Here is a 23,344-nt window from a genome sequence, read left to right as displayed (position 1 = left end):
TTGTCCCGTTCGGATGCTGGTGGGGATCGGGTTGGGAGAGACACCACGGCGCGAGACATCGTGGTCCGCGTGGTTTAGGGGCTAAATTCGGGATTCGCGTGTGGGCATGGCCCCGGCGGCGGTCAGCGCGCGTGCCAGGCGGTCGGCGGTGAAGGGCTTCTGGACGAGGCCGGCGATGCGGCGCTTCACGTCCGTATCGATGTGCGACTCCGCGGCGTAGCCCGTGCAGACGACTACCGGGAGGTCCGGCCGGATTGCCGTGAGCACTCGGAAGGTCTCGCTGCCGGTCATTCCCGGCATCACCAGGTCGAGCAAGACCGCCGAGAAGCGGTCAGGCCGGGCGCGAAGGATCTCGACAGCGGTGGTTCCCCCGGGGGCTTCGACGACGTTGTAGCCGAGCTCGGTCAGGGTCGCGGTTGTCGCCCGCCGGACCATCGCGTCGTCATCGACGACGAGGACGAGGTTTCCTTCTCCGGCGTTGAAGGCGTCGGCGGGCGGCAGCTCTCCGGCGTTTTCCAGGAGCGGCAGACTGATGGTGAACTGGGTGCCTTCACCGGGCGCGCTCTGGACGGCGATGTCGCCGTGGTGCCCCTGGATGATGCCGTACGTGATAGCCATCCCGAGCCCGGTGCCGGAACCGGACGGCTTGGTCGTGTAGAAGGGTTCGAAGATGCGCATGCGCGTCTCGGCGTCCATGCCCGGGCCCGAATCAGTGATGCGGAGCACAGCGAGCGGCCCTTCGACCTCGAGCGAGAGCTCAATGCTTCCGCCTTCGGGCATCGCATCGCGCGCGTTGAGGACGATGTTCGTCAGGGCCTGCTGAAGCTGTCCGGCGTCGCCTTCCACGAGCACTGGAACGTCCGGCAGCGAGCGCGTGACGACCAGTTTTGCGTGCAGGGTCGGCTCGGCAAGTTGGAGCGTGTCTTCCGCGACCGTGCGGAGGTCCACCCGCCCGAAGCGGACAAGTCCGCCGCGCGAGAAGGAAAGGAGCCGGCCGGTGAGGTCGGCGGCGCGCCGGGCCGCGTCTTCGATGAGCGCCAGGTTCTCGCGCTCTTCCGCGTCCATGTTTCGCGAGCGCTTCAGCAGCCCGGCGAACCCGAGGATCGTCGTGAGGAGGTTGTTGAAGTCGTGCGAGACGGCGCCCGCCATCGCCCCGAGCGAATCCATTTTCTGGCTCTGCATCAGCTGCTGGAGGAGCGCTTTTCGTTCCGAAATGTCGCGGGCGAGGACGAGGACCGCCTGGCGTCCACCGAACGCGACCATCGAAGCCACGGCATCGACGTCGAAAGTCGAGCCATCGTTTCGCAGGAATTTCGCATCGGTCAGGTGATACTGGCCGTCGGCGACGGCCGTCGCGATGCTCCTGGCGATTCCTTCCACGCTTGCGTGGATGATCCGGTCCAGCGTGAGGAGGGCGAGTTCCGCCGGTTCGTAACGCAACGCGCGCGACGTGAACGAATTCGCATCGAGGATGCGCAGCGAGACCGGGTCGAACACGAAGATCATCTCGTCTGCCTGGGCGACGAGCGACCGGTACTTCAGCTCGCTTTCGCCGAGCGATTCGAGCGCGGAGGCTTTTTCCAGCGCCAGCGCGAGGGGTTTGGTGAGCGTGCCGAGCAGTTCGGCGTCCTCATCCGTGAAGCGACCGGCGCCTTCGCCCCAGAGCGAGACAGCTCCGCGGACCCGGTCGTGAACCACGAGGGGCGCCCGGACGGCTGAGTACACGCCCGCATCGATGAGGTGCAAGTGGCGGACGTTTGGCGCAGGCTCGTTGCGAGAGTCGATGACGAGTTGTGGGGTCGGCTGGCGAAGCATTCGGGCCGTGTGCATCTCCTCCAGCGCGAATTCGCTGGGGAGCGCTTCCGAGGCAGGAAAGTCGGTATCGATGGCAAGCAGCCGCCCGGTGTTGACTTCCTCATCGAACTGGACTGCGAGCGCGTGGCGAGAACCGAAGAGCTGGCGGCATTCGGCCAGGAAGCCGCGGGCAAGGTGCTCGGGCGTGCCACCGGCGCTCAGCCGCGTGAGGATCCGGTTGGTGGTTTCCAGGCGTTCCGTCCGTTGGGCGGTTTCGCGCCGGCTCCGGAAGTAGCGGGCAGTGACTGCGAGCGGTTGGACAATCTGGGCGAGCTGGCGGGCGTCGACCTCACTGAAACGGCCGGGCTGTCGCGAGCCTACCGTGACGACACCGAGAGGGTCGCTCTCCGTCCCGATGAGGACCCGCATGGACGAGCGCATCCGGTCCTCGCAGTCGTCGCCGCAGTTCTCCGGCGCCGGGTCCATGTCCGCGAGATCCGTGACGACCTGGATGTCTGGCGGGCCCGCTTCGAGCTTTCCCCAGAGCGCTTCGAAGGATGTGACCTGTCCCGGAGCGGTGCTCATGACGTTCGAGTCCATCGCGGCCAGGGTCACCGCACCGGCTTCGATCGTGCCGATCGCGCAGTGATCCGCGCCGTACATCACGCGGAGGGCGTTGGCGACAGGTCCGGCGATGAGGTCGGTCGATTCCGCAGGACCAAGCGCGGCGAGAATATCAAGCACGGCCTGGGTGCGCTGGGTTTGGAGGCGAAGGCTCGTGACCGCCCTCGCGCGTTCGAGCACCATCCCGAGAGGGGGTGCGACTGCCGCGAGGATTTCCAGTTCGTCTTCGCCCATGCCGGCGGGGTCGACGCTCGCCGCAGCGATCATGCCGATCGACTCGCCCGCGGCATCCAGCCGCACGCACACGGCGCTTCCATATCCCATCGCCGTCGCGGCGTCGCGGAGCCAGGCGGGGCCGTGCTGGGGCTCCACCGCGCTGAACCGGGAGTGTGGTTGCTCCAGCGTCCCGGGAAACCCGGTCGAATCCTGGAGGGGAATGCGGTCCGGTGTCTGCGGCTGGCCCGCCCGGGCATCGAATGCGACGCGAACCCGTTGACCGGCGGCGCTGTCGAAGCTATGCACCATGACGCCGTCGGCGCCCAGGTATTCCCGCACCCGCCTGGCGAAGAGTCGCGCAACCTCTTCCGGCGGCGATTGAAGGTTCAGCGTGCTGAGCAGCCTGGTCAGGGATTGGACTTTGGCGGCCCGCTCTTCGGCAGCCTCGTACAGTTGCGTCCGCTCGAACACGAGGCCCAGCGACTGCGCGAGTTCGGTGAAGGTCGCGAGGTGACCCTCGTCCCACGCGAACGCCGCCAGGGCGCCTGCGGCGACCATGCCGCGCACCTTTCCGCCGGAGTCGACGATTGGCGCACGCATCACACTGCGGACGCCTGCCGCGAGCATGTAATCTTCCGCGGGCGAACGTTCGGCCAGCGCGAGGTCCGGGATGACCTGCGCCTGCACATCGGCCATTCCCTTGGGCCATCCGGCGCCGTCGGGGCCTTCCGCGAAGAACATCGGCGCGCGTTCGCCGTCGAGGAGGTGGCTCGCCATCCCCGCAATCCGGCTCGAAGCTCCGTCGAACAGCACCGCCACCGCGTGTACCGCGCCCAGGAGATGCAGGGCCTCTTCAACAAACACTGCGCCAACCGATTCGACCGTCGCTCCCGGGACGAGTGCGGCGAGCACGCGAGTCTTGGAATCCAGCACCGCGGATGTGGACGTGATCGTGGACAGCAGCCGGACCCGGTCGATCGCCACACCGACAGGCCGGCACAGGTCCAGCAACGCCTCGGCGTCTGTGGGCCCGTACTGGCCGGCACCCGTGCTGCCCACGGTGACTGTGCTCAGCGTCCCGTCGCTGAGTCGGAAAGGCGTACGCATCAGGCTGCGAATCCCGCGCTGGAACACCCTGGCAGAGGCATCGTTCAGCTCAGGTCGCTCCGCGAGATCGCCGATGCATTCGGCGACTCCTTCCGAATCCATCCTGGCGTAGCTCGCAGCGTCGCTTTCGGAGATCCGCGGCGAGAACTCGTCCCTGGTGAGGACGCTCGAACTGCACCCGAGGACGGTCCGCGTCCTGAGCCTCAGGTCGACGATACCGAGGGCGACGTGGTCGGCACGGAAAAACTCCCTGAGGCGGGCGCTGATGACGTCGCACGCCTGTTCGAGGTTTCCCGCCGCCGAGAGCGCCTCCACTAGCTCCGCACCGGTCGCGACGAGGTCCGCCTGCCGTTCGAGCTTGACGGCGTGATCGACGGCAATCACTCCGCGCCTGAGCCGTTCGATGCTGATCTCAAGTACACGAGCGGTGCGGGCGATGAAGGTTCTCTCGCTCTCTGTCCAGGAGCCGGGGCCCTCCCGCAACGCAGCGACACCGAGGCCGAGCCCGCCCCAATTGTGCGACCGGTTGGCAGCGAGTAAGGACCGCATTCGCAGGTTCTCCCGCATGAACCGCTCGATCGGCGTCCGGGCCTCTTCCGCGAGGTCCCGGACCGTGAACGCGCCGAATTCACGGGAGCGTTCCGACATCGATGCGTTTTCGCTGGAAGAGAGAGCGGCCTGGGCCGCCTTCCACTGGGCGGCGTCGAGCGCTTCCGGCGGGGAGCAGCGCATGGCGGGTTCACGGTTGGGCCGGTCCTCGACCATCAGGATCGCCAGGTCGGCCCCTACAGCCCGTCGCACCCCGTCGGCGGCGCGTGCCATGAGCTCCTCTTCGGTTTCTGCCTCGGCCATAACTGCCAGCAGATTGGCCTCTTCTTCGAGGATTCCGCGCTCCGCCTCCCGTTCTTCCAGGAGGATCGACGGCCTGGCGAACAGTGCCAGCTCCGCGGCGAATGCTTCCAGCTCCACCAGGTCGTGCGGCGAAAACGCGCTGGCGGCGAGTGAGCCGGCGAAGACGAACCCCAGGTCTGCGCCGCGTTCATCCTTCAACTGCGTCCACATGGTGCTGCGGATGCCACGCGCGTAAACGGCTTCCCGTGACTTGTCGCGCGCCTCGATCTGGCCAAGGTCTGGCACGAGGCTCGATCCTTTGGCGTTGACTCGCTCAGCGAAGGCGAAGTCGCGAAAGGTCTGGGGCGAAGGGAAGATCGAATCGGCTGAGAGGGGCCCCGTCGCCGGCGCCCAGAACATTCGCCGACCACTCCGCGATACATAGGTGATCGCCATGTCGGCGCCGAAACGCTGGAGGAGGATCTCTGCGCTGCGGGCCAGGGTGGCTTCTAAGTCGCGAGACGCGCTGACCTCTACCAGGGCCGCTCTCGCAGCCTCGGTATCGAGTACGCCGGCGGCCTGTCTGCCGCCTGGCACACCATCCCCCATGCAATCCCCCTGGGATCCTGGCAGCGTCGCGGGTGACGTCCTCCCCGCCGGGATCCGGAAGTTCCCCGCATCCTAATCCGGTCTTTACCCGTGAAGTATCAGGGAGTTCCCCAAGAAATGCCCCAGAGGAGTATCCGTGGCATTCCTGCGGATACCCGTGAAATCGGCGCTATTCCGCGGCGATCATCTGGAGCGTGGCGCGTTTGATCGGTATTTGTGAGGGCTGCCCCGGCCCGGGAGTCGGAGTCGGAGTTGGGGTCGGACTGGCTGTGGCTGTCACCGTCGTTGTCGCGGCCGTGCCGGAGTCGTCGACGGCGCCGAGGTCCATCGCCCAGTAACCCCCTGCGTAGCCGATCCCGACGACGACCCAGCGGCTGTTGAGCATGTTCGCGTTGTGCGTAGGAGAACTCTTCCAGAGCGTCATTGCCCCTGCCGCGCTCCCCGAGATCGCCAGGTTCTCGCCGATGTTCTGCGACGGGTAGCCGCATTCCAGGGCGCGCTGGAATGGCGACCTGCCGCTCGGTTCGTAATGCGACCAGTAGCCCTTGGCCAGCAGGTCCTCGGCCATGAACGCCGCCGCCCGCGAAAGGTTCGGCGAGACCTTGAGCGCCGGCTGCCCGTTCTGCTGCCGGTAGGCATTCAGTTGATCGAAGACGTTCTGTTCAGGAGTGCTGAACGCCGCGGTGCTGGTTTCGCAATTCGCGAGCGCGTGGGCCGTCTGCCAGCGTGCCCCGGCGAAGACCATGAGCATGGCGCCCACAAGAAGGGCGGCCCCCGAGCCGGCCAGGATCGTTCGTCGAGCCATATGCTTCGCCCGCTTTACCCCACCGCCAGCCAACGTACCCCGCGGCGCTCGTTACGGAAAGTCGCAGGTTCAGAGGCGAAGAGATGACGGCGTCACTCAGACGCGATCATCTGCATCATCGCGCGCGGGATCAGGTAGTTCGTCGGCAGCGTCTTCTGTGGGATCGGCGTCGCCGTCGGGCTAGCCATTGTCGGAGTCGCGGTAGCGCTCTGGACGCCGCCGAGCGAATAGGAGCCCGGCTCGACCACGATGCCGAAATCGACAACCCAGGACGAACCCGTGTGCCCGGCTCCGATGACCGTGTAGTAGGGGCTGAGGATGTTCGCCCGGTGTCCGGCGGAGTTCATCCAGGCGACGACGACTCCACTCGCAGAGTAGCCGTAAGCGATGTTCTCCGCGGCCTGTCCCGGATAGCCGCAATCGGCGGCGCGTTGGGATGGTCCGCGCCCGAGCGAATCGGTGTGGCTGAAAGGAATACCGCCACTGCCGGTGTTGCTGGGGTCCGCTGATTTCCACGCTGCGGCGCGCGCGAGGCTCGGCGCGACAAGGAGGGCCTGGAGGCCGGCGTTTGCTCGTTCCTGGTTGATCAGCTGGATGACGGTGGTTTCCTCGCCGTCGAGCCCTGCGGTCGTCGTCGTGCAGTTCGTCAGTGCTGCCGCAGTCTCCCACCGGGATGCGTTGACACCCAGGGCCAGCGTGGCTGCCAGTGCGAACGTCCCCAGTCCGGCCAGCACGAATCGTCGATACATAGTTCTCCGGATGCCTCGAATGGGGGCATCCCCGTCACGCTACTGTCGCGTCTTCGTTACCGGAACCGCGCCGCGGGGCTTCAGAGGAGGATTTACGGAGAAGTTACCGCCCGGTGACTGCAGCCTTACCGATAGCCCCGGCGGGGCCGCCGGCCGACGAGCCATGCCGCCGCCATGCCGAAGAGGAACCCGCCGATGTGGGCGAACCAGGCGACTCCTTGTTCCGCCTCCGCCGCCGTGGAAGCGACGGTCGCGTATCCCGAAAGGAGGTTCTGTGCGAACCACAGGCCGATCATGATCCAGGCCGGGATCGGGATGGGAATGAAGATCAGGACGAAGATTGGGATGACCACCCGGACGGTCGCTCCGGGGAACCAGACCAGGTAGGCCCCCAGGACGCCTGCCACGGCTCCGCTGGCGCCGAGCACCGGGACGACGCTGTCCGGGGCGAGCGCGCCCTGGATGAACGAGGCCACCACCCCCGCCATCAGGAAGAAGAGCAGGTAGGTGGCATGCCCCAGCCGGTCCTCGATGTTGTCGCCGAATACCCAGAGAAACAGCATGTTCCCGAGGATGTGGAGCCACCCTCCGTGCAGGAAGATGGCGGTGACTATGGCGGCAACCGCGAACCACCGTTCGCTGCCGGTGGCCGGTGTCGCCCCCGTCACGCTGTCGAAGAACTCGGCCGGCTGAAATGCCCACCTGCAGAGGAAGCGGTCAGCCTCGGTGTCGACCGTCTCCAGCCCGTAGCAATCCGGCAGGTCGGTATGCACCTCGACCAGGTCCTCGCCGCGCCGGTTCTGTCCGACGACCTCAGGGGTCGATGGCAGGCTGACCGTGTAGAGGAAGGCAACGAAGTTGAGGACGATCAGTGCGTAGGTAACCCAGGGTGTGGTGTACCTCCGGTTGCTATCCCCGATCGGTATCACCGGTGGTCAGATCCCGGCCAGGTGGGCAGTGTCGTTCAGGCGGACCACATAGGGGCGGCCTTCCCGCACTTCGACTTCGGTAAGGCCACAGTTGGCGATGTCGATCCGGAAAACGTGCGTCTCCGGCATCTCGAGGAGCGTCGAGATGAGGCAGTTGAGGGCGGTGCCGTGCGAGACGACCAGCACCCGCTTGCCCGTATGGGCCTCGACAATGTGGTCGAAGGCCTGCCGCGTGCGCGCCCGCACCTCGGCGACTGTCTCGCCCCCCGGGGGCCTCCAAGCGGGGTCTTCGTGCCGCATCAACCGGTACTGGGTGCGCCACTTGCGTGCCACATCGCCGCCCTTCTCCAGTTCCCATTCGCCGTAGTGCAGTTCACGCAGCGCGGGTTCCGCGCGAGGCGTCAGTTCCCGGTTTCCGGCGATGAAAGCCGCTGTCTTGATCGCCCGCGAGAAGTCGCTGGTGTAGATCGCCTCGAACTTCTCCTTCGCCAGGCGCTTCCCCAGCGCGCGCGCCTGGTCTTCGCCCTTCGCTGTCAGGTCGGTTTCCGAGTGTCCGCAGAAGCGTCCCTCGGTGTTCGTCACCGTCTGGCCGTGGCGGGTAAGGAACAGCCGCGTCACCTTCATGTGGGACATCCTACCGGAGCCTTCCGGGTTGTTCCCGTTCTCTTTTGCACTCCGGGCGCCGCGGGAGGAATATGGGCCACCCACTGATTCCCGCGAGAGAGACTGATGTCCAGGCTTACGCCCGCCGACGAGTACTTCTACCACCAGATCCCCGAGCCGCTGCCGGCCGTCCTCGCCCCCAGCGAGCATTGGCGGGAAAGCCTCTTCTTTGTCCTCCACCCCCGCGCCGGTGATGGCGACGCGCTCGTCCTGACGCTCGCCCACTACCCGGTGCGGCAGGAAATGGAGTCACTCCAGTTCGGAAGGATCGCCGGACAGACGGTGTTCGCCCGCCACACTCGGCCCTACGCCGGCGACCCGCACACCATGGCCGTAGGGCCGATGCGAGTCGAAATCCTCGAGCCCTACCGGCGCGTGCGCCTCTTCGTCGACCCGGCGGCCTCGCCCATCGGTATGGACATCACGTTCACCGCCCGCACGCAGGAGTGCGTCCTCCGGCGCGGGACGTTGAAGGCCGGGGCCGAGACCTTCTGGGACCAGAGCCACATGCTCCAGTCCGGCTGGTACAACGGGACCTACACCCATGAGGGGAAGACCTTCGAGGTGCGGGACTGGTGGGGCCAGCGAGACCACTCGTGGGGAGTCCGCGATCACCATCGCTGCCCCATGTGGATGTGGCTGGCGATCCAGCTGCCCGATGGGATGCTTGGCGTTTGGCACTGGGAATACGCCGACGGCCGCCACATCTACACCGACGGATACTGGGCCCCTGCCGACATGAGCGATCCGGTCCAGGTGCTGAACTTTGAGCATGACCTCTACTGGATCGACGGCGGCGGCCGGCGCGTGGACTACGGCAAGGACGGCGAGGATGTCGCCGGCCTGGAAGGCGTCGTTTCGGCTTCGCTCGCCGATGGCCGGGTCCTGCGCGTGGAAGGCACGGGCCGCTGGCATGCGCGTTACGGCCAGCTCGGCGGCGGCCAGGTGAACATGCGCGTCCGCACCGGCGATGGACGTGAGGGCGCCGCCGCCTATGAAGTGACCGGTGCGCACCACCACACGTTCTTCCCGGTCCCCCGGGCCGAAGGCCTCCCGCTTGCCCCCCTCGCCCGGCCGGAGTGACCCGTGGCCGTCCCTCGGTTTACGCTTTCCGCGTGGTTGAACAACGGATCCCTTTCGTCAAGGTCGAACTCGATGAAGCCGACATCGCCGCTGTCGAGCGTGTGCTGCGCAGCGGCTGGCTGACTACCGCCAGCCAGGTGAAAGCGCTCGAAGCGGAGCTCGCGGCTTACACCGGCGCCCCCTACGTCAACGCGGTGAACTCGGCGACCGCTGCCATGCACCTCTGTCTCGCAGCCTGGGACCTGGGCCCCGGCGACGAAGTCATCACGACGCCCTACACGTTCACCGCGACCGCCAACGTCATCGTCCACACCGGTGCCAGCCCCGTGCTCGTCGATGTGCGCGAGTCCGACGCCAACATCGACCCGGAACTCATAGAGCAGGCAATTACCCCGAACACGAAAGTGATCCTCCCGGTCCACATCTCCGGTGAGCCGTGCGACATGGACGCGATCATGGATATCGCCCGGCGGCACGGCCTGAAAGTGCTCGAAGATGCGGCCCACGCGATCGGGACGATCTACCGCGGGCGGCCCTGCGGCAGCCTTGGCGATGCCGCCGCCTTCAGCTTCTACGCGAACAAGACGATGACCACAGGCGAAGGCGGCGCCCTCGCGACTGCCGACGAAGGACTCTCAACACGGGTCCGCAAGCTGACGCTACACGGAATGTCGAAGGATGCGTACAACCGCTACGGAGCCGGCGGGACCTGGCGGTACGACATCGAGGAGTTCGGCTTCAAGGACAACCTCACCGACATCGCTGCGGCCCTTGGACGCAGCCAGCTCGCGCGGCTGGAACAGTTCATCGAAGACCGGACGCGCGTCGCCCAGCGCTACATCGCCAACCTGCGCGATGAGCCGGATATCCTCCTCCCTTCGTTCAGCGAAGAGAACCGTCACCCCTGGCACATCTTCATGATCCGCGTCCGCGATGGCGCGCAAGCCTCGCGTGACGACGTTATTGCTGGCCTGACGGAGCGGGGCATCGGAACATCCGTCCACTTCATTCCCCTCCACTACCACACGGCCTACAAGAAGCTCGGCCGTTGGCAGGAGGGCGACTTCCCGGTTGCCGAGCGATTCTTCGCGGGCGAAGTGACGTTGCCGATGTATCCCGGGCTCACCAACGCCGAAGTAGACGAAGTGTGCCAGGCCCTGCGGGAAACCCTCCACGGCACATAGATGCTGTGGCATAATCCCGCTGGCCTTTCCCGAACGAAGGGCTCCGTGGGGAATCACCGTGCTCTTTACCGTCCGTTCCGGCGCGTTCGTCGCGATTGCCGCTGTCTCTGCCCTGGGCTTCGCCTGCGGAGGCGGGGGCAGCCTCGAAAAGGTTGACGCCGAAGACTGGGTGGCGGACGTCTGCGATAAGGCTATCGACTTCGATGAAGCCTCGTCCGATGCCATCCAGCCCCTCGCGGAAGCCGACGAAGATGATGCCGGCGAACTCAAGGATGCCATTGACGACCTCGTGAAAGACATGACCAAGGCGATCGATGTCTTCGTCGAAGACATCGAGGATGTCGGCCAGCCGGATATCGACGGTGGCGACAAGGTCATCGCCGCGATCCGCGACCACGCCAAGGACGAAAAGAAAGCCCTCAAGGACTTCAAGGCCGACGTCGACAAGCTGGACGAGGACGATGACGACTTCGCCGATCAGCTCTTCGATATCCTCCAGGATGTCGAAGAGCACGACCTCCGGGATCGCCTCGAAGACATCGACGAGAACGATGTAGACGACCTCATCGACCTGATCGATGAGGATGAGGACTGCGCGTCCGTGCTCTTCAGCTCCTGAGAGGTAGCTCCCATGCTGCGCCGCCTGTCCGTGTCGATCGTGGCCGTCGTCATCCTCACAGCGTCCGCCTGCGGCGGCGGCGAGGACGTCGAAAAGGTGGATGCCGACGACTGGGTCGCAGACATCTGCGACGCCGTCGACGACCTTAACGAGGTCGAAAACGCCGGCATGGCAGACCTCGAGGAGGCCTACCTACTACGAGGAAGACGGAGACCTCTACCGCGATGCCGTCATCAAGTACACGCGGGACTACGGCAAGGCCCTTGACCGCTTCGCCCGCGATGCCGAGGACGCCGGGGAGCCGGACGTCGAAGGTGGCGAAGAGATAGCCGCCGCCGTCCAGGACTACGTAAAGAAGGAACAGCGTGCCTTCGAACGCGTCTCGCGTGAAGTGAAGGCGCTCAAGCAGACCGGCGATGACCTGACCGAGGCAGTTGACGCAGTCGTCTGGGATGTCGAGTTCACCGATCTCTCCGAGTTGATCGACGACACGGACAGCCGCGATGCCGAAGACATCATCGACTTGTTGTACGACGAAGGCTGTTCGGATTTCCTCTTCGACGAGTGAGGCGCCACGGCGTAGATGGGCCTCACCGAGGGGTTCACCGCCCCGAACTCCGTGAATCCCCGCACTGTCTCGGTACTCGATGCGCCCCCAGAATGACGCCACACCTTCGGAGGTCCTCGCCTTGATGCGTCCCGGACAGTTCAGTCGCCTTACGCTCCTCGTTGCTCTGCTGCCGCTTGGCTCGCTGCTCTTCGCCTGCGGCGGAGGCGACAAGAAGGTCGCCCTCGACGACTGGGTGGCTGACCTCTGTGATGCAGCAGCCGACTACCAGGAGGCAAGCGACAAGGCCGGTGAGGGCTTCCTCGAGGCAGACTTCGAAGACACCAAGAAGGCGAAAGAAGCGTTCGCCGAAAGCCTGAAGGACCAGAAGGAAGCGCAGAGCGACTTCCGCAGTGCGTTCGGCAAGATCGGCCAGCCGGACATCGAAGACGGCGACAAGGTGATCGCTGCTTTCAAGGAGCAGTTCGACGAGAACGACAAGCTCACCAAGGACATCGAAAAGGCCATCAAGGCCATCGACGACGACGACGACTTCCTCGAGGAGTTCCTCAAAGTCGCGGACGAGTTCGATACCCCGGACTTCCGCGAGAAGCTGGATGACCTCGCAGAGGACAGCGACGACGTCCAGGACCTGATCGACGAGATAGACGACGACGAGGCATGCTCCGAAGCCATCTTCGACGACGACTCCGCCGACAGCACCAGCAACACTGCGACACCGACGCCCACGAAGTCGACCCAGGCCGGCCGCACCGCCACTACCACCAGCAAGACCCCCGCCGCGACGAAGACCGTCGCCCCGGCCACCACCACCAACGAAAAATGGGTGAGCGGGATCTGTGTCTCATTCACCGGCTGGGTGAACGACATCGACAAGGCGAACGGTGAGTTCCAAACGGCCCTCGACAAGTCCACAGGCGACGGTGCTTCGATTAAACGGCTGCTCGTCGACTTCCTGAAGACAGGGCAAACCGAAACCAAGAACCTCCAGAAGGAGGTGTCGGCGCTGAAGGCCCCAGACGTCACCGATGGCGCGAAGATCCACAAGGTTTTCGTCGATGTCTCGACTGAACTCGTGAAGGTGTTCGACACGCTTGTCGCCGATGCCAACAAGATCAGCACAACGAACCCGTCACAGACGCTGGCCGATGTCGAACGCCTCTCGGCGGGCATCGCCGATGCATTTGACGAAGCAAGCGCGGGCTTTGATAAGCTCGACGACTTCAACGCCCCCCAGATCGAGTCGATCTTCAGCAGCCGCCCGGAGTGCTCCGGGTTCTAAGGGCACGCCCCCCGGGCCTTAGTAGTAGATCGCGCGCGGGGCGCCGCCTCCGGCCGCGATCGATTCGCCGGTGATGGCAACCGAAAGCGGAGACGCCAGGAACGCCGTGATGTTGGCGATGTCTTCCGCTTCGATGATCCGGTGGACAGCGTTTCCCTGGGCCATCCGCTCCCGCGCGTGCTCCAATGTCTCCCCACGGCTGGCGGCCTGGCGCGTCATGGTTTCTTCCATGAACTCCGTCCACGTCAGCCCTGGATGGACGCAGGTGACATTGATCCCGAACGGGCCGAGCTCGTCGGCAAGGTTCTTGGTGAGCGCCTGGACGGCGACGTTCCGCATTGAGCCGATCGGATTGCCCGTCTGGCGAGCGGCGAGACCGCTGATATTGATGATCCGGCCCCACCCGTTCGCCTTCATGTGCGGGACCACTGCCCGGGCACATCGGGTGTAGCCGAGCACTTTGACGTTCATCTGTTCGAGGAAGTTCTCGTCCGGCAGGTGCTCGATGCCCGGGCGCGCAGGGGCGCCGCCCGGTTGAGCCGCGCAGTTCACGAGGATGTCGATCCGCCCGAGTTCCGCCGCCGCCCGGGCAACCGCCGCGTCGACCGATGGTGTGTTGCCCGTATCGGCCGGGATGGCGATCACCCGCCGGCCGCTCGCCGCGGCGATCTCAGTTGCCGCTGCAGCCAGTGTCTCGGGGTTGCGGGCGAGGATGGCGAGATGTACGCCTTCATTGGCGAGCACCCTGGCGATGGCCTTGCCAATGCCCTTGCTGCCGCCGGTCACGATGGCGGTCTTGTTCGCGAGTTGGAGGTCCATGCGCGGGATTCTACGTCGGCCCAGCGAAGTCCTGTTACTGGCCGGTCACCGCCACCGTTGTCATGAAGTGGTATCAGTGTCGTGAAGAACGCCCCGGAACCGCGACAATCCACTGGCGTCGCGACACGCCGTGTCGCGAATTTCGCAGAACATCCGCGTGTCCGGAGGATTGCAGAGAATGGCACGATGGGCAGACCTCGAAGCGGCCGCACCGGAGATTGCAGGAGGCGGCCGGAAGATCATCTACCAGCACGGGCCGGGTCTGGCCTACCTCGCCACCGTGCGCGCCGATGACGGCCTGCGCATCCACCCGTTCTGCCCCGTCATCACCGGGGGCGGCATCTACGGGCTCATCAATAACTCACCGAAGCGCCGTGACCTCACCGCCAACGGCCGCTATGCCATCCACTCGTTCCCGCTTGAAGACCGGGACGACGAGTTCATGCTCGCCGGGATCGCGAAGCGAGTGACTGACCCCGCCGAAGTCATCGCCGTGAAGAAAGCCTACGACGAAGCGGGAGCAACCTCCGGTGAGGATGAGTGGACGTTCGAATTCTCGATCGAACGAGCACTGCTTTCGGTGTACAACCCTCGGGACAGCGGGCTGCCGCTCTGGCCGCCGAGGTACCTGTCGTGGAGGCGACGATGACCAGTTGGGGCGAAGTGGCTGAACAGGCGCCTGAGCTCGCGGATGCGTGCCTGCGCCTCTTGCGGGGAGATGGCGCCACCACCGCCTACCTGGCGACGGTCCGCAACGACGGTGGCCCCCGCGTCCACCCCGTGATGCCCGTGGTCGCAGCCGGCAACCTGTACGTCTTCGTGGTAACGATGTCGTGGAAGTACCAGGATCTCCTGCGCGACGGAAGGTACGCCCTCCATTCCTCACCGTCGATCGGCGACGCCGAAGAGTTCTACATCACCGGACCAGCCCGCCAGGTGGCCGTGAGCGAGACCCGCGAGATGGTGCGCGCCGCCTGTGACCAGCAGCTCGGTGCCCACGACTTTGAGGCGTTATTCGAGCTCGGAGTGGATCGCGTGCTGCACACACGTTGGGCCAACTGGGGCACCAGGGATGCCTGGCCGCACTACCTGAAGTGGCCGGGCGACCTCTCCGGCTGAGATCCCATCATGCTCCCGGCATGGCGAGAAGGACGGCTGCCTCGGCTGCCGTCGCCACAGTCCGGCCCTTCCGCTGGCACAGCGCCACCGCCCGTTCGATCAGCTCGACGTTCGAGGGCTGCATCGGCCCGCCGTAGTCTTCCAGGCCGACGCGCAGGTGGCCACCGAGTTCGAGGGCGTACTCCGCCAGCGGCGTGGCGAGCAGGTCCCCGCCGAGGACCGCCACGGACCACGGGAGGTGGGTGCCTTCCAGCATGGCGACGTAGGCGTCGAGCGAGGGCCGGGTCGGCGGTAGTCCCCAGTTGTACGCTCCAAAATAGAGCTTGATGAGTGCTCCTTCCGGCATGCGCCCGGCGCGCTCGTAGGCGAGCGCCACTCGCAGGAAGCCCGGTTCGAAGATGGAGACGCTCGGGGCGAGACCGAGTTCGGCGCAGGTTTCGAACATGTGGTTCGCATCGGAGAAGGTGTTGAGGTACGTGCCTGCCCCCGCCGGAAGCCCCGCCGCGTCCATCGGGCCGACGTTCACCGATCCGGGATCGACGAGTCCGATGCGGCAAACCGCGGCCCGCGCGAGCGCCGGGATGTGTGCATACCGCTCCTCGATCGTCGTGTGGGGGCCGCCACTGGCCATGGTTGGGTAGAGCAGTGCATCCGGCTTCTCCCGGAGGATGGCCCTCCACGCCTCGATGTACGGCTCGGGCCGGTGGACGCCGCTCGCCCCGCCGACAACCGGCTCATCGTTGTGGTTGTGGACGATAGCGGCGCCCGCGGCGAAACAGCGCAGTCCGTCTTCGGCGACCTCGGCGGGTGTCCGGGGGACGTTTGGATTGCGGGCCTTCGGCGTCCCCCCATTGATGGCGGCTTCGATGATGACGGCAGCACTCATGGCGCCGTAGTTAAGCAGAATCCCCGGCGCCGTGACGACTGCCGGCGCGAAAGAAGTCGTATTTCTTTCTGTTTCGTCACCTGGACGGTGGGTTAGTCCATCCTAGAGGCATGCGCATCAAGAACTTCCTTCCCCTCGCCGCCTTTGTCCCGGCGCTCCTGCTATCAGCCTGTGGCGACGATGACGACAACACCGCTTCGGCGACCGCCACGGCTCCGGCCGCCACTTCCGCGGCTTCCCAGACCGCTGCCCCGACCGTCACCGCACCTTCTGGCACTCCTGCGCCGGCCTCGCCTACGGCCCCCGGGGCCTTCCAGGGGAGCACGACGGCGGTCGAAGTCGCCCCGCCTGCCGGCCTCCAGCAAGCCTCCCTCGTCGAAGTTCGGGCCGCGGCACACGAAGGCTACGACCGCCTGGTCTTCGAGGTCGCCGGCGCCCAGCTGCCGGGCTACAGGGTGAGCTACGAAACGAAAGCGGTGGCCTGCGGCAGCGGCCAGGATGTGACGGCGTTCGTTGGCGAAGGCACAGTCCCGGCGGGCCTGCTGCTCATCACGATGCGCCCGGCGTCCGCCCACAACGAAGCGGGGCAGTTGACCGCCGTGCGCACGCTTCGGCCGGCGCTCTCCTCGCTCAAGAACGTCTTCGGTACTTGCGATTTTGAAGGCGTGGTCACCTACGCCGTCGCCGTAAGCGGGATGAAACCATTCACAGTCAGCACCCTGGCAAACCCGCCGCGGCTGGTGATCGACTTCGCCCGGTAGGGGCGTGCGGTACAATCCGGGCATGTCGCCAGGTGCGCGCCTCGGCGCGGGAGTCCTGACCATCGTCGGAGGGGCCATAGCCCTTGTGCTCGGGCTGTTGCTCGCACTTGTCGGCGGTGCGCTCGAGGCTGTCTATGGCACGAACGGCAACTCCGCCGGGGTGAGCGGCGTGCTCGCCATCCTGTTTGGGCTCGGCGCCGTCCTCATCGCGGTGCTGTTCTTCCTCCCCTCCAAGAAGCCCGCCGTCATCCTCCTGGCGTTCGACATCGCCGGGATGGTGTGGGCGTTCGCACGCGTGGACGCATGGGCCCTGGCGCTCGTCCCCCTGGTCCCTCTCGGCGTCGCGCTCTTCCTTGGCGTTGCGTCGGATGGCCGCCGCGACACCTCGGCTTCGACGTAGTGCCGGGTTCACTGTTCCCGTCTGCCCGTTCGGGCTACGCTACCCCTCATGAACGAAACGCTTCGCGCGCGGACGCGTGTTGTCGTCACCGGTCTCGGTGCTATCACCCCGGCCGGTCAGACCGTCGCTGAATTCTGGGACAACCTGGTCAACGGCCGTTCCGGCATCGACTACATGCAACTCATCGACCCGGTCGACTTCGCCTGCAAGGTCGCGGGCGAGGTCAAAGCATGGGAACCGAAAAAGTTCATCGAGCACAAGGCTGCTCGGCGCATGGCCCGCTTCTCCCAGTTCATGGTCGCCGCCGCCGGACAGGCTTTCGAAGACGCGGGCATCGACTTCGACAAGGAGGACCGCGACCGCGTTGGCGTCCTCATCGGCAACGGCGGCGGCGGCTACCCCGACATCCAGGAAGGCGCCGAAACGCTCTTCAACCGCGGCGGGATGAAACTCGACCCCCTGTACCTGGCGAAGAGCCTCGGCAACATGGCCGCGGCGCAGGTTGCGCTGCAGTACAACCTGCGCGGCTACAACGGCACGATCGTCACCGCTTGCGCGGCGGGCACCCAGGGCATCGGCGAAGCGTCGATGATCATCCGCAGCGGCCGCGCCGAGATCGTCCTCACCGGTGGTTGCGAAGCCGGCATCAGCGAACTTGGCCTGGCCGGCTTCTCGGTCATGCGCGCCCTTACCAGCAACAACGAACCCCCCGGCGCCGCCAGCCGTCCCTTCGACCTCACTCGCGACGGGTTCGTGCCCTGCGAGGGCGCAGGCGCCTTGCTCCTCGAAAGTGAAGAGCACGCGCTTGCCCGGGGCGCCCGGATCTATGCCGAGGTCGCCGGATTCGGGTGCACGAACGACGCCTACCACGTCGCGGCCCCCCCGGAAGACGGAGAAGGCGCCGGCCGAGCGATGGCCCTCGCCATGAAGGACGCCGGCATTACCGCGGAACAGGTCGACTACGTGAACGCCCACGCCACAAGCACCCCCCTGGGCGACACCGCAGAGACCAACGCCGTCAAGCGTGCGCTCGGCGAGCATGCCTACAAAGTGGCGATCAGCGCGACCAAGTCGCTCATTGGCCACGGTCTCGGCGCCAGTGGAGGCATGGAAACGGTCGCGACGGTGAAGACCATCGAGACCGGCATAATTCACCCCACCATCAACCTCCACACCCCGGATCCGTCCTGCGACCTCGACTACGTCCCCAACGTCGCCCGCCGAGCCGACGTGAAGGTCGCGCTCAAGAACAGTTTTGGCTTTGGCGGCCAGAACAGCTGCCTCGTCATCGTGAAGTACGAGAAGTAGGTCCCCACCATCGAGGCGAGGCAGTTATGCCTCGCGTGCCGCGCATACTCGGAACGTCCCGCGGGCTGCGCGCCGAATCGGTGGATCACCTACCCTCGTGCCGCGTTCCAGGCCGCCACCATCGCGCGACCGTCGACCTCCCCCGAAATCCGCTCGCCCGCAGTGCTGTTGTGCCAGCGCGCCCCGTTCAGCATCGACCGCATCTCGGCCTCCGAAACGACCGGGCGCTCCACGTAGGGTGTGTGGTGGCGTTCGCAGATCACGCGCATCGTCCGGGACATGGCGGCGTTCCGCGCGATGTTCCGATTATTCGAGCGCCTGGTCGACAACGGGAGCTTCGCCCAGTGGTCGTTTCCGCGGACGACAAGGAGCGGGCCTTCGCGGGAGAGAACCTTCTGCATCGTCGCTTCCATGGCAACCGCGACTTGCTCCACGGTGAAGTGGGTTGCCGAAGGCAGCACGCGAACCAGAGCGCGGCTCGTCGTGATCGCCAGCCGGTTGTCCGCGAACCATCGATGCTTCCCAAGCTTGAGTCCCGCATCCGCAAGATAGCTGCCGGCGCGTCCGAACTTCCGCTCCAGCCACAACGGCACGGACTCGTGCCCGTACCAGAAGTTGCTGACCTGCAGCACGACGACATCCGGATGGTATTCGTCCATCCAGCGCCCAACGTGTTCCGGGATCTCCGCGGTCGGCCATGCTCGCTTGAGGATCGTTTCGACGGGCTCGCCCGACGCCTCCCCGAGCATCCGGGAAGCGATGTGCCAGGCTCGCTGCTCCTCTGGCAAGCCGCCGGCGACGTCGTTGCTCGTCCCGATTCGGAGCACCAGCATCTCTACCCCCGGGGAAGCCCAAGCCCGCGCTGGGCAATGATGTTCCGCTGGATCTCGCTCGTCCCGCCGCCAATCGGGCCGGACATCGAAAGCAGGTAGCCGGTCAGCACGCGGCCATGGAGTTGCGCCCACTTGCTCCCCGGCTGGAGCTGACCGTAGGCGCCCATCAGGTTCACGCCGGCGTTCCCCACTTTGATGCCGAGGAGCGCCATCCAGACCTTTCCGATGCTCGCCTCGTAGTTCGGCACATCGCCTTTGGCTTGCAGCCAGGCCGTCCGGTAGGCGCATAGACGCCCAACCTCCACCTCCACGGCCAGGTCGGCGAGCTTCGTCCGCACGCTGTCCTTGTCCCACGGACGCCCACCCGCATGCGTCTCCTTCGCCCAGCGGATCAGGTCGTGGATGGTCCGGCGTGCCCCGCTGATCGCCGCAATGTTCGAGCGCTCGAAGTCCAGTGTCGTCGTCGCCACATACCAGCCGTTGTCGAGACCGCCCATGAGGTCCTTGGCAGGCACGCGAACGTCTTCGAAGAACACCTGGTTGAAGTCGTGCCGGTAGGCGATGTTCGGGATCCCCTGGACCGAAATGCCCGGTGTCTTCATGTCCAGGATGAAAGCGCTGATGCCCTTGTGTTTCGGGACCTCCTGGTTCGTCCGGGCCAGGAGCAGCATCTTGTCGGCAACGTGGCCGTTCGACGTCCAGATCTTCTGTCCGTTGATGACGTAGTCGTCGCCGTCGCGGACCGCCTTGGTCTCCATGCTCGCGAGGTCCGAGCCGGACCCGGGCTCGCTGAAGCCCTGGCAGTACCAGGTGTCGCCGGCCGCCATCCCCGGCAGATAGCGCCCCTTCTGCTCGTCGTTGGCGTGGACAAGCATCGTCGGCCCGGTGATACCGATCGTGAAGAGCCGCCCACCGGAGGGTGCGCGGTGATAGGCGAGCTCTTCGTTCAGGATCATTTGTTCAATCTGGGACTTCCCCAGCCCGCCGTACTTCTCCGGCCAGGCGGGCGCGAACCAGCCCCTGGCGCCGAGTTTCTTCGTGAACTGGCGGGCGAACGCCATCTGGTCTTCGTTATCGAAAAAGTCGTCGTCGCCTTCGAACCCGGGAGGGATCTCCTGCTTCAGGAACGCGCGCAGTTCGCTGCGCCACTGTTCAGTCTCGGCGGGGAATTTGAACTCCATGGCCAGCCTCCAGGGTGCCGGATGATTGAACCACATCCGCCCAATTCCGGCGCGGCTATCGGGCAGCCTCACTCCCCAGGAGGAGGCCGACTTTCCCGTTTCGACTTTCCTCTTTCTACTTAACGCATGAAGTACCGGCGGGTGGTCGCCAAATTCGGCACAAGCCTGCTCACGGCCGGCTCCGATCGGCTCAACCTGGAGGCGATGGCACAGCTCGTCGGGCAGGTCGTCCGCCTGCGTGCCCAGGGCTGCGAGGTGGTCGTCGTCTCCAGTGGAGCACAGGCCGCGGGCCGCCACCGCCTGCGCGGAAGGCTCCAGGCCGGACATACTCCGAGCCGCCAGGCTGTCGCCTCCGTGGGGCAGAGCCACCTCATGCAAAGCTGGGACGAACTCTTCGATTGGCACGACACCGTCGTTGCCCAGGTGCTCCTTACCCGCCGGGACCTGACCGACCGTCTCGGCTACCTGAACGCGCGAAACACGCTGCGCGACCTCATCGAAGCCGGCGCAGTCCCGATCGTGAACGAAAACGATGCCGTCGCCCTGGACCAGGTGCTCGCCACCCGCATCGGCGAAAACGATAGCCTTTCCGCCTACGTGGCCAATCTCATCGATGCCGACCTCCTCGTGATGCTCACGGACGTGGAAGGTCTGTACGACGGCGACCCCCGGCTCAACCCGGGCGCGAAACTGCTCGACCGTGTCGAACGCATCGACGGGACCATCGAGGCGCTCGGCGGCGGCTCACACGGGGCCGGCACCGGCGGCATGGCGACGAAGCTCCGCGCCGCCCAGATCGCGACACAGGCGGGCGTGGATGTCGTCGTCGCGAGCGGCCGTCAGCCGGATGTCCTCGTTGCGGTCGTCCACGGCGAAGCCCATGGCACCTACTTCCCGGCTCCGGGAGACCGCATCGAGAGCCGCAAACGCTGGATCATCTCCCACATCTCCCGCGAAGGTCATGTCGTAGTGGATGCCGGGGCGGCGGCCGCCCTTCGGGCGCAGGGCCGAAGCCTCCTGCCTGCGGGAGTGGCCCTGGTTGTCGGCCCGTTCGCCCGCGGCGACGCTGTCGAGATCCGCGACTCCGAAGGAAACCGGGTTGCAGCCGGGACCACCAACTACGCCAGTGACGAACTCGCGAAGATCCGCGGGATGAAGAGCGATCGGATCGCCGAGACGCTCGGTTACAGCTACGGCGACGAAGTGATTCACCGCGACAATATGGTGCTGTTCTAACAGGTCAGAGTGCGCGCACGCTCGCCGGACACAGGCTCGCGCTGTTTCTGGCGAGACCGATGATCCAGAATCGCGCCGTGAAACTCCTTCGGCTCGGCAACAGCGACGACATCGATCCGTCTGTGCCCGACGACCAGAAGAATTGGTACGTCGCGGGCAAAGTGCTGGAGGAAGCCATCGGCGAGCCAGTCGAGACGGTGGTCAAGGCGATCTGGCCGGGCGAGGAACTGCCTCGCAAGGTCTCGGAGTGGATCGACGAGTACCGGCCAGACATGGTGTTCCTGAAGGTGACATGGGTGTGGTACGGCTACGAGTCCGTTCCGCGGCGTATCGAGCGAATCTTCGGCCGGGCGGGCAAGCCCGTGGCGCGGGCGGGGTTGAGGGCGGCGAAGCGTCCGAGGCTCGCACACACATGGTGGTTCAGGACGGGACGCCGCGCCGCCCACCGCGTGATCGGTGGGGATACGCAGTGGCACTCGGATGCCGTCCTGGAAACCATGGAGGCCACTATCCGGAAGGTTGTCGCGCGCGAGAACGTCGCGTTACTGGTGAAGGGTACCGGCGGCGGGCGCCGCAACGAGGGCCCGCTGAAGGGGCAGTTCGAACGCTTCGCGAAGCGCCGGGCCTACGTTGAAGGAAACGTCGAAAAGCTCTGCGACGAACTTCACGTCCCCTATGTCGGCACCGGCCTCCGGAAGCCGGAGGAGCAGCGGGACCTGGCGAAGGGAGATCGCATCCATCCCGGCGCCACGGGGCACTACTGGATGGGCCGCCAGGAGGGCCTCGCCCTCATCGACGCCTGGAAGGCGTCTGGCGGCTCGGTCCGCGCAGACTAAGCGACGGCAAATCGCAGGCCATGGGCGCGTCTCCCAAACGCGCTCACGGCCTCGTTGTGCCCCGAACCGGAGCCGTGCTTACTCGCTCTTCAGCCCCGCGAAAGGCGGCCCGTAGGCGTTGTCCCCGGGGTCGCTCGGCGTGATTCCGGCCCAGACGAGGACGATGAGTCCGCCGACGATCGGGATGAGACCGATGAGCTGGAGCCAGCCCGTCTTCCCGAAGTCGTGAAAGCGCTTGCAGCCAATGGCGATCTGCGGCCAGATGAGCGCAAGGCTCAGGATGCCGAACAGTGGGTGAACAAACACGATGAGGAACGAGAGTGCAACGCCGACTCCCCACGCCGCCCAGAAGATCTGGCGCGTGATCCGTCCCTCGAACGAGAACAATAACTGTTGATATGTCATAGCAGGTGATCCTTCTCCCCGGTGATCAGGCGGAGCATACAGCGAGTCTCATGACCTGAATAGCGTCATTCTTTCGGGCGGAACCCTGCTGCGGGCCGACAGCAGGGAGTGTCGCGTTGCCGGGAGACCTGCGTCGCGGTACTCTTTTCGTTCGACACTCTCAACACTAGGCCCGGATACCGAAACACATGGCACACCATAAGTCCGCTATTAAGCGCTGGCACCAGTCTCTTCGCGAACGTGAGCGCAACCGCACACGCCGCACCATTGCTCGCGGTACCGTCCGCCGCGTCCGCGAAGCCGTCGCCGCGGGCGATGACACCGCTACCCGGGAAGCCCTCAGCGCCGCCTACAGCGCGCTCGACCGCGCCGCCAAGATGGGCGCCATCCACACCGGCAAGGCCGACCGCACCAAGGCGCGCCTCGCTGCCTTCATCAGCAAGGGCGCTGCCTAGGCACTCCCCGTCCGGGCTCTCAGGACCAAGACGCCCATTGCG

The 23,344-nt window shown here is 65.8% G+C and carries 23 protein-coding genes; 13 read left to right on the top strand and 10 right to left on the bottom strand.

Annotated features, from left to right (window positions below; translation table 11 throughout):
• Positions 1 to 81: 81 nt before the first annotated feature.
• The 5 genes from IPG14_RS13925 to IPG14_RS13905 all read right to left on the bottom strand — a co-directional run bounded on the left by IPG14_RS13925 (position 82) and on the right by IPG14_RS13905 (position 8,288).
• Positions 82 to 5,169, bottom strand: a complete 5,088-nt coding sequence (locus tag IPG14_RS13925; protein ID WP_343392209.1) for a GAF domain-containing protein — start codon at positions 5,167 to 5,169, stop codon at positions 82 to 84.
• A 181-nt stretch (positions 5,170 to 5,350) separates the two neighbouring features.
• A complete protein-coding gene (locus IPG14_RS13920) occupies positions 5,351 to 5,986 on the bottom strand; it encodes a CAP domain-containing protein (RefSeq protein ID WP_343392208.1) in 636 nt (211 codons plus the stop codon).
• A 92-nt stretch (positions 5,987 to 6,078) separates the two neighbouring features.
• Positions 6,079 to 6,735, bottom strand: coding sequence for a CAP domain-containing protein (locus IPG14_RS13915; RefSeq protein WP_343387384.1), 657 nt, complete (start codon positions 6,733 to 6,735; stop codon positions 6,079 to 6,081).
• Between the two features lie 125 nt (positions 6,736 to 6,860).
• Entirely contained in the window at positions 6,861 to 7,664 is an 804-nt protein-coding gene (locus IPG14_RS13910) for a rhomboid family intramembrane serine protease (protein ID WP_343386149.1), read from the bottom strand.
• A 6-nt stretch (positions 7,665 to 7,670) separates the two neighbouring features.
• Positions 7,671 to 8,288, bottom strand: coding sequence for a histidine phosphatase family protein (locus IPG14_RS13905; RefSeq protein ID WP_343387385.1), 618 nt, complete (start codon positions 8,286 to 8,288; stop codon positions 7,671 to 7,673).
• A 105-nt stretch (positions 8,289 to 8,393) separates the two neighbouring features.
• Here IPG14_RS13905 and IPG14_RS13900 point away from each other — a divergent pair, with 105 nt between their 5' ends.
• From IPG14_RS13900 to IPG14_RS13880, 5 genes are all read left to right on the top strand, one after another.
• Positions 8,394 to 9,410: a hypothetical protein gene (locus IPG14_RS13900; RefSeq protein WP_343392207.1), complete on the top strand. Its 1,017-nt coding sequence runs from the start codon at positions 8,394 to 8,396 to the stop codon at positions 9,408 to 9,410.
• 32 nt (positions 9,411 to 9,442) lie between these two features.
• Positions 9,443 to 10,594 (top strand): DegT/DnrJ/EryC1/StrS family aminotransferase, encoded by a 1,152-nt coding sequence (locus IPG14_RS13895; RefSeq protein WP_343386146.1) that lies wholly within the window; start codon positions 9,443 to 9,445, stop codon positions 10,592 to 10,594.
• A gap of 58 nt (positions 10,595 to 10,652) precedes the next feature.
• Positions 10,653 to 11,213 (top strand): hypothetical protein, encoded by a 561-nt coding sequence (locus tag IPG14_RS13890; RefSeq protein WP_343392206.1) that lies wholly within the window; start codon positions 10,653 to 10,655, stop codon positions 11,211 to 11,213.
• 100 nt (positions 11,214 to 11,313) lie between these two features.
• Positions 11,314 to 11,781, top strand: coding sequence for a hypothetical protein (locus IPG14_RS13885; protein ID WP_343392205.1), 468 nt, complete (start codon positions 11,314 to 11,316; stop codon positions 11,779 to 11,781).
• Between the two features lie 79 nt (positions 11,782 to 11,860).
• Positions 11,861 to 13,063: a hypothetical protein gene (locus IPG14_RS13880; protein ID WP_343392204.1), complete on the top strand. Its 1,203-nt coding sequence runs from the start codon at positions 11,861 to 11,863 to the stop codon at positions 13,061 to 13,063.
• 18 nt (positions 13,064 to 13,081) lie between these two features.
• Here the strand turns inward: IPG14_RS13880 and IPG14_RS13875 are convergent, their stop codons facing one another.
• Positions 13,082 to 13,882, bottom strand: coding sequence for an SDR family oxidoreductase (locus IPG14_RS13875; RefSeq protein WP_343392203.1), 801 nt, complete (start codon positions 13,880 to 13,882; stop codon positions 13,082 to 13,084).
• Positions 13,883 to 14,060: 178 nt separating this feature from the next.
• On the opposite strand from IPG14_RS13875, the gene IPG14_RS13870 reads away from it, so the two are divergent.
• Both IPG14_RS13870 and IPG14_RS13865 read left to right on the top strand, forming a co-directional pair.
• A complete protein-coding gene (locus tag IPG14_RS13870) occupies positions 14,061 to 14,531 on the top strand; it encodes a pyridoxamine 5'-phosphate oxidase (RefSeq protein WP_343392202.1) in 471 nt (156 codons plus the stop codon).
• Positions 14,528 to 15,001, top strand: a complete 474-nt coding sequence (locus IPG14_RS13865) for a pyridoxamine 5'-phosphate oxidase family protein (protein WP_343392201.1) — start codon at positions 14,528 to 14,530, stop codon at positions 14,999 to 15,001. Before IPG14_RS13870 ends, IPG14_RS13865 begins: the two co-directional genes overlap by 4 nt.
• 7 nt (positions 15,002 to 15,008) lie before the next feature.
• Here IPG14_RS13865 and IPG14_RS13860 read toward each other — a convergent pair whose 3' ends face one another.
• Positions 15,009 to 15,887, bottom strand: coding sequence for a 3-keto-5-aminohexanoate cleavage protein (locus IPG14_RS13860; protein ID WP_343386139.1), 879 nt, complete (start codon positions 15,885 to 15,887; stop codon positions 15,009 to 15,011).
• Between the two features lie 110 nt (positions 15,888 to 15,997).
• Between IPG14_RS13860 and IPG14_RS13855 the strand changes: the two genes are divergently transcribed.
• From IPG14_RS13855 to fabF, 3 genes are read left to right on the top strand one after another with little or no spacing between them, the layout of a single operon-like run.
• Positions 15,998 to 16,648 (top strand): hypothetical protein, encoded by a 651-nt coding sequence (locus tag IPG14_RS13855; protein ID WP_343392200.1) that lies wholly within the window; start codon positions 15,998 to 16,000, stop codon positions 16,646 to 16,648.
• A gap of 22 nt (positions 16,649 to 16,670) precedes the next feature.
• Positions 16,671 to 17,048 carry a hypothetical protein gene (locus IPG14_RS13850; RefSeq protein WP_343386137.1) on the top strand — a complete coding sequence of 126 codons (378 nt, stop codon included), beginning with the start codon at positions 16,671 to 16,673 and terminating at the stop codon, positions 17,046 to 17,048.
• Positions 17,049 to 17,096: 48 nt separating this feature from the next.
• Positions 17,097 to 18,356 (top strand): beta-ketoacyl-ACP synthase II, encoded by a 1,260-nt coding sequence (gene fabF, locus IPG14_RS13845; RefSeq protein WP_343392199.1) that lies wholly within the window; start codon positions 17,097 to 17,099, stop codon positions 18,354 to 18,356.
• A gap of 89 nt (positions 18,357 to 18,445) precedes the next feature.
• On the opposite strand, the gene IPG14_RS13840 is transcribed toward fabF, so the two are convergent.
• Positions 18,446 to 19,189 carry a hypothetical protein gene (locus IPG14_RS13840; protein ID WP_343392198.1) on the bottom strand — a complete coding sequence of 248 codons (744 nt, stop codon included), beginning with the start codon at positions 19,187 to 19,189 and terminating at the stop codon, positions 18,446 to 18,448.
• A gap of 2 nt (positions 19,190 to 19,191) precedes the next feature.
• Positions 19,192 to 20,370 (bottom strand): acyl-CoA dehydrogenase family protein, encoded by a 1,179-nt coding sequence (locus IPG14_RS13835; protein WP_343392197.1) that lies wholly within the window; start codon positions 20,368 to 20,370, stop codon positions 19,192 to 19,194.
• Positions 20,371 to 20,496: 126 nt separating this feature from the next.
• Here IPG14_RS13835 and proB point away from each other — a divergent pair, with 126 nt between their 5' ends.
• Both proB and IPG14_RS13825 read left to right on the top strand, forming a co-directional pair.
• Positions 20,497 to 21,606 carry a glutamate 5-kinase gene (gene proB / locus IPG14_RS13830; protein WP_343392196.1) on the top strand — a complete coding sequence of 370 codons (1,110 nt, stop codon included), beginning with the start codon at positions 20,497 to 20,499 and terminating at the stop codon, positions 21,604 to 21,606.
• A gap of 77 nt (positions 21,607 to 21,683) precedes the next feature.
• Positions 21,684 to 22,442, top strand: coding sequence for a hypothetical protein (locus tag IPG14_RS13825; protein ID WP_343392195.1), 759 nt, complete (start codon positions 21,684 to 21,686; stop codon positions 22,440 to 22,442).
• Between the two features lie 78 nt (positions 22,443 to 22,520).
• On the opposite strand, the gene IPG14_RS13820 is transcribed toward IPG14_RS13825, so the two are convergent.
• Positions 22,521 to 22,847, bottom strand: coding sequence for a DUF805 domain-containing protein (locus tag IPG14_RS13820; protein ID WP_343386131.1), 327 nt, complete (start codon positions 22,845 to 22,847; stop codon positions 22,521 to 22,523).
• A gap of 188 nt (positions 22,848 to 23,035) precedes the next feature.
• Here IPG14_RS13820 and rpsT point away from each other — a divergent pair, with 188 nt between their 5' ends.
• Positions 23,036 to 23,302, top strand: a complete 267-nt coding sequence (gene rpsT / locus IPG14_RS13815; RefSeq protein WP_343386130.1) for a 30S ribosomal protein S20 — start codon at positions 23,036 to 23,038, stop codon at positions 23,300 to 23,302.
• Positions 23,303 to 23,344: the final 42 nt, after the last annotated feature.

The sequence above is a fragment of the Candidatus Amarobacter glycogenicus genome, assembly GCF_016704105.1.
In the GTDB taxonomy this organism is placed as follows: domain Bacteria; phylum Chloroflexota; class Dehalococcoidia; order Tepidiformales; family Tepidiformaceae; genus Amarobacter; species Amarobacter glycogenicus.
Note: the sequence above shows the minus strand (reverse complement) of the source record. Positions and strands in the feature narration are given on the sequence as shown.

What these genes read in the sequence shown, in the direction of transcription:
- IPG14_RS13920 (WP_343392208.1), bottom strand. Translation starts at nt 5,986, where the DNA reads ATGGCTCGACGAACGATCCTGGCCGGCTCGGGGGCCGCCCTTCTTGTG.
- IPG14_RS13915 (WP_343387384.1), bottom strand. Translation starts at nt 6,735, where the DNA reads ATGTATCGACGATTCGTGCTGGCCGGACTGGGGACGTTCGCACTGGCA.
- IPG14_RS13905 (WP_343387385.1), bottom strand. Translation starts at nt 8,288, where the DNA reads ATGAAGGTGACGCGGCTGTTCCTTACCCGCCACGGCCAGACGGTGACG.
- IPG14_RS13900 (WP_343392207.1), top strand. Translation starts at nt 8,394, where the DNA reads ATGTCCAGGCTTACGCCCGCCGACGAGTACTTCTACCACCAGATCCCC.
- IPG14_RS13885 (WP_343392205.1), top strand. Translation starts at nt 11,314, where the DNA reads ATGCCGACGACTGGGTCGCAGACATCTGCGACGCCGTCGACGACCTTA.
- IPG14_RS13880 (WP_343392204.1), top strand. Translation starts at nt 11,861, where the DNA reads ATGCGCCCCCAGAATGACGCCACACCTTCGGAGGTCCTCGCCTTGATG.
- IPG14_RS13875 (WP_343392203.1), bottom strand. Translation starts at nt 13,882, where the DNA reads ATGGACCTCCAACTCGCGAACAAGACCGCCATCGTGACCGGCGGCAGC.
- IPG14_RS13870 (WP_343392202.1), top strand. Translation starts at nt 14,061, where the DNA reads ATGGCACGATGGGCAGACCTCGAAGCGGCCGCACCGGAGATTGCAGGA.
- IPG14_RS13865 (WP_343392201.1), top strand. Translation starts at nt 14,528, where the DNA reads ATGACCAGTTGGGGCGAAGTGGCTGAACAGGCGCCTGAGCTCGCGGAT.
- IPG14_RS13860 (WP_343386139.1), bottom strand. Translation starts at nt 15,887, where the DNA reads ATGAGTGCTGCCGTCATCATCGAAGCCGCCATCAATGGGGGGACGCCG.
- IPG14_RS13855 (WP_343392200.1), top strand. Translation starts at nt 15,998, where the DNA reads ATGCGCATCAAGAACTTCCTTCCCCTCGCCGCCTTTGTCCCGGCGCTC.
- IPG14_RS13850 (WP_343386137.1), top strand. Translation starts at nt 16,671, where the DNA reads ATGTCGCCAGGTGCGCGCCTCGGCGCGGGAGTCCTGACCATCGTCGGA.
- fabF (WP_343392199.1), top strand. Translation starts at nt 17,097, where the DNA reads ATGAACGAAACGCTTCGCGCGCGGACGCGTGTTGTCGTCACCGGTCTC.
- IPG14_RS13840 (WP_343392198.1), bottom strand. Translation starts at nt 19,189, where the DNA reads ATGCTGGTGCTCCGAATCGGGACGAGCAACGACGTCGCCGGCGGCTTG.
- IPG14_RS13835 (WP_343392197.1), bottom strand. Translation starts at nt 20,370, where the DNA reads ATGGAGTTCAAATTCCCCGCCGAGACTGAACAGTGGCGCAGCGAACTG.
- proB (WP_343392196.1), top strand. Translation starts at nt 20,497, where the DNA reads ATGAAGTACCGGCGGGTGGTCGCCAAATTCGGCACAAGCCTGCTCACG.
- IPG14_RS13820 (WP_343386131.1), bottom strand. Translation starts at nt 22,847, where the DNA reads ATGACATATCAACAGTTATTGTTCTCGTTCGAGGGACGGATCACGCGC.
- rpsT (WP_343386130.1), top strand. Translation starts at nt 23,036, where the DNA reads ATGGCACACCATAAGTCCGCTATTAAGCGCTGGCACCAGTCTCTTCGC.